The following is a 6,954-nucleotide window of genomic DNA, read 5'->3' on the forward strand; positions in this document are numbered from 1 at the left end:
GCCGATGAGGGCGGGGTCGGACCCCGCCCTCGGAGGTGTACGCGTACATGAGCAGCGGCGTGCACGAGCAGCGGCGCCGGGCGATCCGCTCCGGCGCCGTCTACTGCTGCCTGCCGGTGCTGCTCGCCGCGCTCTACGTGGCCGCGACCTGGTCCGGTCAGCACCGCCCGGCGATGCTGGCCGTCATTCTGGGCGTGCTGACCACGACCGGACTGGCGATGGCGGCCGCGACCCGGCTGGTGGCGTCGAAGTGGTGGATGGTGCCCCAGCACATCGGGGCCGTCTGCAACCTCGCCGGATACGTCGCCCTCGCGCTGCTCGACGGCGGCGTGGCCGGGCCGCTCGGCATCTACATACCCACGTCCACGGTCCTGCTCGCGACGGTGCTGCTGCCGCGGGCGTTCCTCGTCGTGGTCGTGCTCAACACCATCGGGTACGCGATCGTCGTGCTCTACGGCGACCCGGCGCCACCGGGCTACTGGCTGGCGCACGGGCTCGCGTTCGGCGCCGCGGCGGTGCTCTGCATGCGGCACTCCCGGGTCCTCGCGTCGCTGCGGCGGCGGCTCGCCGACAGCTCCCGGACCGACCCGCTCACCGGCTGCCTGAACCGGCGCGGCTTCGACCAGCGGCTCGCGGCGGCGCTCGGCTCCGGCCGGCCGGTCACCCTCGTGCTGCTCGACCTCGACCACTTCAAGCAGGTCAACGACGCGTACGGGCACCGGGCCGGCGACGACCTGCTCGCCTGGGTGGGCCAGGAGCTGCGGGCCGAGGTGCGCGGTCAGGGTGTGGCGGGCCGTCTCGGCGGTGACGAGTTCGCGCTGCTGGTCCCCGGCGACTTCCGTCTGGACGGGCTCCGGGAGCGGCTGCCGTCGAGCTTCGGTGTCGCCTCCTGTCCCGCGGACGGGCGCGACCCGGAGACGCTCGCCCAGATCGCTGACAAACGTCTGTATGCGGATAAAGCTTCCCGCGAGCGATCGGCCCCCTCGGCCTCGGTCGTCGCCGCGGCCCGCGCCCGGATCGGCACGACCGGGCCGTCGATCTCCTTCCGGGAACGCCGCCGGCACTCGATCGCCGACCCGGGCTGGATGTCGATCGCGCAGACCTCGGTGGCCATGGTCTACCTGGCGCTGTTCACCGCGGGCAACCCGTACCGGGCCGCGATGCTGGCCATCTGCCTGTGGGGTTTCGGCACCGGCCTGGCCGTCGTGCTCGGCTCCGGCTGGCTCAGCCGGGCCCGCTCGGCGCGGCCGCTGATGCTGCTGTTCGCGGTCAGTTCGTTCGTCAGCTGCGCGGCCATCGCCGTGCTCGACGGCGGCGCGCGCAGCCCGCTCGGCGTCGGCATCCTGATCGCGATACCGCTGCTGATGCTCGGTATGCGACCGGGCGTGGCGGCGCCGGTGGCACTGCTCGCCGGGGCGCTGTACGCGGCGGTCGGCGTGATCGCGGGCGGCGCCAGCGCCTGGTACGTGACGATCAGCCTGGTGAGCACGTTCGTGATCTCGGCGGCGTGCGCGCTGCAGGGCCGGTCGGCGGCGGCACAGCGCCGGATGCTGACCCGGCTCTCCTCGGTCGACGTGCTCACCGACGTGCTGAACCGGCGTGGCTTCTCCGAGCGGTTCGCGGCCGTTCCTCAACCGGGAGCGGCGCTGATCGTCGCCGACCTGGACGGGTTCAAGCAGCTCAACGACGCCTACGGGCACGCGGCCGGCGACGAGTTGCTGCGGTGGGTGGCGGCGACCATGCGTGCCGGGACCGGGCCCTCCGATGTCGTCGGGCGGCTCGGCGGGGACGAGTTCGTGATCATGGTCCACGGTGACGCCGCCGGGACGGTGGCGTCGTTGCGGGCGGCGCTGGAGCAGCGGACCGGGGTCAGCTTCGGCGCGGCCGTGCTCGGGGTGGACGGCGACGACTTCGACAACCTCTACGCGGTGGCGGACGGGCGGCTCTATCAGGAGAAGAGCGCCCGGAAGGATGAAACGGCCCGGGAACGGGAAACTCTGCGGGGATGACGGACGAACCCGAGTTCGAGCCACCGCTCTCACCCGATCCGCCGGCGCCTCCGGGTCAGGAGGACCTCGTCGTGCCGGACCTGCCGCTGCCCTCACCCGCGCCGGCGCCCTCCGATGAATCTGCCGACGAGGCTCCGGACTGACAAGCGCAACGGCGGCCCGCTTTCCGCGGGCCGCCGTCGGGCGTGAGTTACTTCTTCTTCGCCTTCTTGGACTTCTTGTCCTTCTTGTCCTTCTTCGACTTCTTAGCCATAGCGGTGGCCCCCTTCCGCGGTCTGATCAAGCGCGGACGCCGGAGGCGCACGCGCGGTCACCCGACGTTTCCTGGCAACCGGGAGTTAACCGTACGGGCATCCAGGTGTCCTGTCACCCTCCGCAAGATGAACTCACTGTGCGTAATCTCATTCCCGCGCTCCCAGCAACAACACCGGTCGCTCCCGCGTCGCCGACCACGACGTGAACACGCTGGTCACGGACGAGGCGAGCAGGGTCAGGGCGGTCACGCCGGCCAGTAGCAGCCAGGGGAAGTCCAGGGTTCCGCGGCCGGTGACGGCGGCGGTGGCGGAGAGGATCGCGAGGAACGCGGCGCCCGCGGCCACCAGACCCAGGACCACTCCGGTCACGGTGACCATGGCCGACTCGGCCAGCGCCGACCGCACCACCTGCGGGCGGGACAGCCCGGTGACGCGTGCCTCGGCGAACTCGCGGCGGCGGGCCGCCGCGCCGATCACCACCGCGTTGACGACGCCGACCAGCGCGTAGACGGCACCGAGCCCGAGCACCAGCACCATGATCTTGTTGCTGATCGAGTTGCGGGCCCGCGCCTCCTCGGCCAGCCAGTCACCGACCGTGACGACCTGGCCGAATTCGGACAGTGCCGCTGTGGGATCCGCGCCTTCCTCGACCTGGACGAGGGTCCTGGCCGGTGCCGACGCCAGCAGTTCCGCCGGGAGCATGTCCCGCGGGATCAGCAGATCGGCGCCGCCGCTGAGCGCGACCGGAACCTCGCCGGCCACGGTGATCTCGCTTCTTCGATAGCCCGGAAGCTCCAGTTCGACCGTGCCGGGGCCGATGTCACCGCCGGGACCCGCGGTCACGCCGTTCACGACGTTGCCGGGGTGGACTGCGTTGTAGGCGACCGGATCCACGGCCAGGATCGTGACGGTGTCGGTTTCGCGGTCCTCGCCGTCGCCGGTGGTCACCCGTCCCGGGATCTCGGTCTCGATGGAGGCGGTCTTCACTCCCGCTACCGAGCGTATTTCATTTTTCACGACAAAGTCGGCTTTAACTAGCCGCTGCTGCTCCTCGATGGCCGCCTTCGTGAACGACAACTGCGCCCCCGCCTGCCCGACCACCAGCGTCACCAGCACGATCACCGGCGCGGCGACACTGGCGCTGCGCCTCCGCCCGTCCCTCAGGTTGGCGTGGGCCAGCGAGTCCGCCCGCCCCGGAATCAGCCGCGCCACCGCCGGCACCAGCACCGGGCTGAACGCGGCCGCCGCCACCGCCGCGCACAGCGGCGCGTTCATCGCCAGGGCCATGCCGCCGTCCGGCCCGCCGTGCGGCGCGACCAGCACCAGCGTCACCGCACCGGCCAGGAACAGCAGCCCGGCGATCCAGCGTCCGGCCGTCATCACCCGGGCGCCCTCACCGGTCTCCCGCAGCGCCTCGAGGGGGCGGACCCGGGCCGCCCGGTGCGCGGCGGTCATCGCGCCGGACACCGCCAGCACCAGCCCGGTGCCGATCGACGCGCCGACGACCCACATCCGCCACTCGCCGCGGAAGCCGTCCGGGACGAAACCCATCGTCCGCATCATCCAGGCCTGCGCGGCCATCACGACCAGGCCCAGCGGGATGCCGATCGCCGCGCCCAGCGTGCCGAGCAGCACAGCCTCGCCGAGCAGCTTGCGGCGCACCTGACCACGGCTCCCGCCGGTCAGCCGCAGCAGCGCCAGGTCCCGGCGGCGCTGATCGACGGTGAACGCGAACGTCGAGCTGATGATGAAGATCGCCAGGAACCCGGCGCAGCCCATCACCACCCCGAGCATCGAGATCGTGGCGGCCTTGCCGTCCTCGAAGAGCATGATCTCGGCGGGGCCCAGCCCGGCCGGCGGGTCCATGGTGGCGGCGGTGATCAGCAGGAGCAGCGAGGACTGCACCAGCGCGACACCGAGGCAGACGGAGAAGATCGCACCGGCGAACATCACTCCTCCCACGAGGCGAGGCGGTCGGCGACGGCGTGCGAGTCGGCGCCGGCCATCCGGTCGACCACCCGCCCGTCGCGGAGGAAGACGATCGCGTCGGCCTTCGCCGCCGCGGCGGGGTCGTGGGTCACCATCACGATGCTCTGCCCGGCCTCCGCCATGGCACGGAGAAGGACCAATACCGTACGCGCGGACGCCGAGTCCAGCGCACCCGTCGGCTCGTCGGCGAAGAGCACCTCGGGCCGGGTCACCATGGCCCGCGCGATCGCGACCCGTTGCTGCTGGCCGCCGGACATCTCCCGCGGCCGGTGCCGTGCGCGGTCGGCGAGCCCGACGGCGGCCAGCACCTCCCGGACGTGGGCGCGCCGCGGTGCCCGCCCGGCGAGGCGCAGCGGCAGCGCCACGTTCTGCTCGGCGGTCAGCGATCCGATCAGGTTGAAACTCTGGAAGACGAAGCCGATCCGGGTCCGCCGCATCCGGGTCAGCTCGCGGTCGCCGGCCCGCGTGATGTCGGTGCCGGCCACGAGGACCTGTCCGGCGTCGGCGCGTTCCAGGCCGGCGGCGAGGTGCAGGAGTGTGGACTTGCCGGAGCCGGAGGGCCCCATGACCGCGGTCCAGCCGCCGCGGGGCAGGTCCAGGTCGACGTTGTCGACCGCGCGGACCGCAGCGGCGCCACGGCCGTAGGTGCGGGTCACCCCGCGGAGCGAGACCGCGGTGGTGGACTCCACTGTCGTTGTCATGGGTTCGACGCTAGGGATTTCGGGGCTGCGAATCGCTGACGCCTGCACCCGTCTGTGACGGGGAGAAAACCCTACCCTTGCAAGATCAATTCGGCGGCGGCTCCCGGGCCGTCGATTTCCGCGTACATTTTGCGAATTTCCTCGGCAGCCTGCCGGTAGCGGCCGTCGGACAGCAACTCACCCGCCAGCGCGGCCATGCGGGCCCCACCCGCCTGCCGCGGCGAAAGCCGGCGGCCGGCACCACGTCGCTCGATCAGCGTCACGTTCAGGTCCTGCTCCATCTGCAGGGGCAAACCCAACAGGGGTACGCCGGACGCCATCGCCGTCTGCACCGAGCCCTGCCCGCCGGCGGTCACCGCGAGGTCGACCCTGGGCATGATTAGGTGGCTGGGCAGCACTGATTTGATGAGAACGCGCTCGTCGTCGTCCTCGATGTCGTGCACGGTCCCCGCGACCAGGATCCGCGCATCGAGCGTTTTCATCGCTTTTATCGTATTTTTCACGATATCTGGTCCGCTGGACGTGATGGCGACATAGATGACCGGGCCGTCCTGCTGAAGGAAACGCTCCACGTCGTCCGGCAGCGGGATCGGCAGGTGCGCGAAGAGCGGCCCGGTCACCCTGAGCCGGGTCTCCGGGCGGTATCCGCGTCCCGGCCGCCACGCCTCGACGGTCTCCCTGGTCAGCCCCAGCACCCCGGGCGCCTCGGTGACCAGCGTGAGGTCACCTAGGATCAGCGCGGCGACGCTGGGCAGGCCCGGGATGCCGAGCTGCTCGGCCAGGCGGTTGAACCCTCCGGTGTAGAACCGCGCACGACCCGGCAGCGCGTTGGCGGCCCACTTCCTGACCGGCTGCGGCACCAGTCTCGGGCTGCGCAGCGGCGGCAGCAGCCCGTGCTCGAACATCGGCGGTATCCAGCTGGCCGAGTGCTCGGTGACGAGCCGGATCCCGGCGAGCCGGCTGGACAGCGTCGCGGTGAGGGCGAACCCGGTCACCACGGTCTCGACGCCTTGGCCCGTGAAGTACTCCGCCTCGGCCGTCACGTAGGCCCGCAGCTCCTCGTCGCTGTAGGCGCTCTGGTCCACCGCACCGCTGCTCGGCTGCTCGCGCAGGAACCGGGCGCAGCGCTCGTCGTCCATCCGCGGCCCGATCAGGTCGTAGTCGATGCCCTCGGCCGCAAGGACGGACTCATAGGTCCCGCCGTATGTCGCCACGCGCGGTGTGACGCCACGTTCCCGCAGCGCCCGGTAGATCTCGATCATCCTCGTGGTCTGCGACAGATAGGCGCAGTGTGGCAGCAGGCAGATCATGTAGGTAATATATTGCGCATGTCTCGGCGCGAACAGACCCTCTTCGATCTGGGCGACAACTCACGTCTCACCCCCGCGGTGCGGGCCTTCCGGTCCGCGCTGGTCCTGGCGCAGCGGTTGCGCTACCTGATGGACGAGCGCCTCCGCGCCGACGGCCTGACAACCCAGCAGGCCGCGCTGCTCACCGCGGTCCACGCCCTGGACTCGCCGACGTTGTCCACCGCGGCCGCCGCGCTGGGCACGACGCATCAGAACGCCGCCCAGTTGGTCGCCGCCCTCTCCCGCAAGGGGATGCTCCGGGTCGAGCCGGACCCGCACGACCGCCGTCGCCGCCGCCTGGTCCCGACGGCCGGGAGCGCGGCCTACTGGTCCTCGCGCGACGACGCCGACGAGGAGGCGGTCGCGTCGTGGTTCGCCACCCTCACCCCCGCCGAGCTGGCAACCTGGTCCACCCTGACCTCAAAACTCCTCAACACCCTGCCCACCCACCCCCCGCCGCAGTAATTGCGTGTGGAGTTAGCACCCCGTACGCCCCCAAACTCCACACGCGCGGGCTGTTTTTGTTGTGTGTGGAGTTGGCGCCTTGTACGCACCCAAACTCCACATGAGCTTCCCCCGGTTTGCCGGACACTGAGGGTGAGGTGGTCGACGGCATCGCAGGAAGGATGCCGTCCATGCCCGCTCCTCATCC

General features: G+C 71.2%; 6 protein-coding genes. 3 read left to right on the forward strand and 3 right to left on the reverse strand.

Features of this window, described 5'->3' with window-relative positions:
* Window positions 1-47 precede the first annotated feature (47 nt).
* Entirely contained in the window at window positions 48-2,009 is a 1,962-nt protein-coding gene (locus AB0M02_RS43815; RefSeq protein ID WP_364238438.1) for a GGDEF domain-containing protein, read from the forward strand.
* Window positions 2,006-2,152, forward strand: a complete 147-nt coding sequence (locus AB0M02_RS43820; RefSeq protein WP_364238439.1) for a hypothetical protein — start codon at window positions 2,006-2,008, stop codon at window positions 2,150-2,152. The genes AB0M02_RS43815 and AB0M02_RS43820 overlap by 4 nt, the downstream gene beginning before the upstream one ends.
* A 258-nt stretch (window positions 2,153-2,410) precedes the next feature.
* On the opposite strand, the gene AB0M02_RS43825 is transcribed toward AB0M02_RS43820, so the two are convergent.
* From AB0M02_RS43825 to AB0M02_RS43835, 3 genes are all read right to left on the reverse strand, one after another.
* Complete coding sequence (locus AB0M02_RS43825) at window positions 2,411-4,213, reverse strand: FtsX-like permease family protein (protein ID WP_364238440.1); 1,803 nt, start codon at window positions 4,211-4,213, stop codon at window positions 2,411-2,413.
* Window positions 4,213-4,953, reverse strand: a complete 741-nt coding sequence (locus AB0M02_RS43830) for an ABC transporter ATP-binding protein (protein ID WP_364238441.1) — start codon at window positions 4,951-4,953, stop codon at window positions 4,213-4,215. Before AB0M02_RS43830 ends, AB0M02_RS43825 begins: the two co-directional genes overlap by 1 nt.
* Before the next feature lie 71 nt (window positions 4,954-5,024).
* Window positions 5,025-6,263 carry a glycosyltransferase gene (locus tag AB0M02_RS43835; RefSeq protein ID WP_364238442.1) on the reverse strand — a complete coding sequence of 413 codons (1,239 nt, stop codon included), beginning with the start codon at window positions 6,261-6,263 and terminating at the stop codon, window positions 5,025-5,027.
* A gap of 18 nt (window positions 6,264-6,281) precedes the next feature.
* On the opposite strand from AB0M02_RS43835, the gene AB0M02_RS43840 reads away from it, so the two are divergent.
* On the forward strand, window positions 6,282-6,767 hold the full coding sequence (locus AB0M02_RS43840) for a MarR family winged helix-turn-helix transcriptional regulator (protein WP_364238443.1): 486 nt from the start codon (window positions 6,282-6,284) through the stop codon (window positions 6,765-6,767).
* The last annotated feature ends 187 nt before the right edge of the window (window positions 6,768-6,954 follow it).

This window comes from Actinoplanes sp. NPDC051861, assembly GCF_040681145.1.
GTDB lineage: Bacteria > Actinomycetota > Actinomycetes > Mycobacteriales > Micromonosporaceae > Actinoplanes.

What these genes read in the sequence shown, in the direction of transcription:
- AB0M02_RS43820 (WP_364238439.1), top strand. Translation starts at nt 2,006, where the DNA reads ATGACGGACGAACCCGAGTTCGAGCCACCGCTCTCACCCGATCCGCCG.
- AB0M02_RS43835 (WP_364238442.1), bottom strand. Translation starts at nt 6,263, where the DNA reads ATGATCTGCCTGCTGCCACACTGCGCCTATCTGTCGCAGACCACGAGG.
- AB0M02_RS43830 (WP_364238441.1), bottom strand. Translation starts at nt 4,953, where the DNA reads ATGACAACGACAGTGGAGTCCACCACCGCGGTCTCGCTCCGCGGGGTG.
- AB0M02_RS43815 (WP_364238438.1), top strand. Translation starts at nt 48, where the DNA reads ATGAGCAGCGGCGTGCACGAGCAGCGGCGCCGGGCGATCCGCTCCGGC.
- AB0M02_RS43825 (WP_364238440.1), bottom strand. Translation starts at nt 4,213, where the DNA reads ATGTTCGCCGGTGCGATCTTCTCCGTCTGCCTCGGTGTCGCGCTGGTG.
- AB0M02_RS43840 (WP_364238443.1), top strand. Translation starts at nt 6,282, where the DNA reads ATGTCTCGGCGCGAACAGACCCTCTTCGATCTGGGCGACAACTCACGT.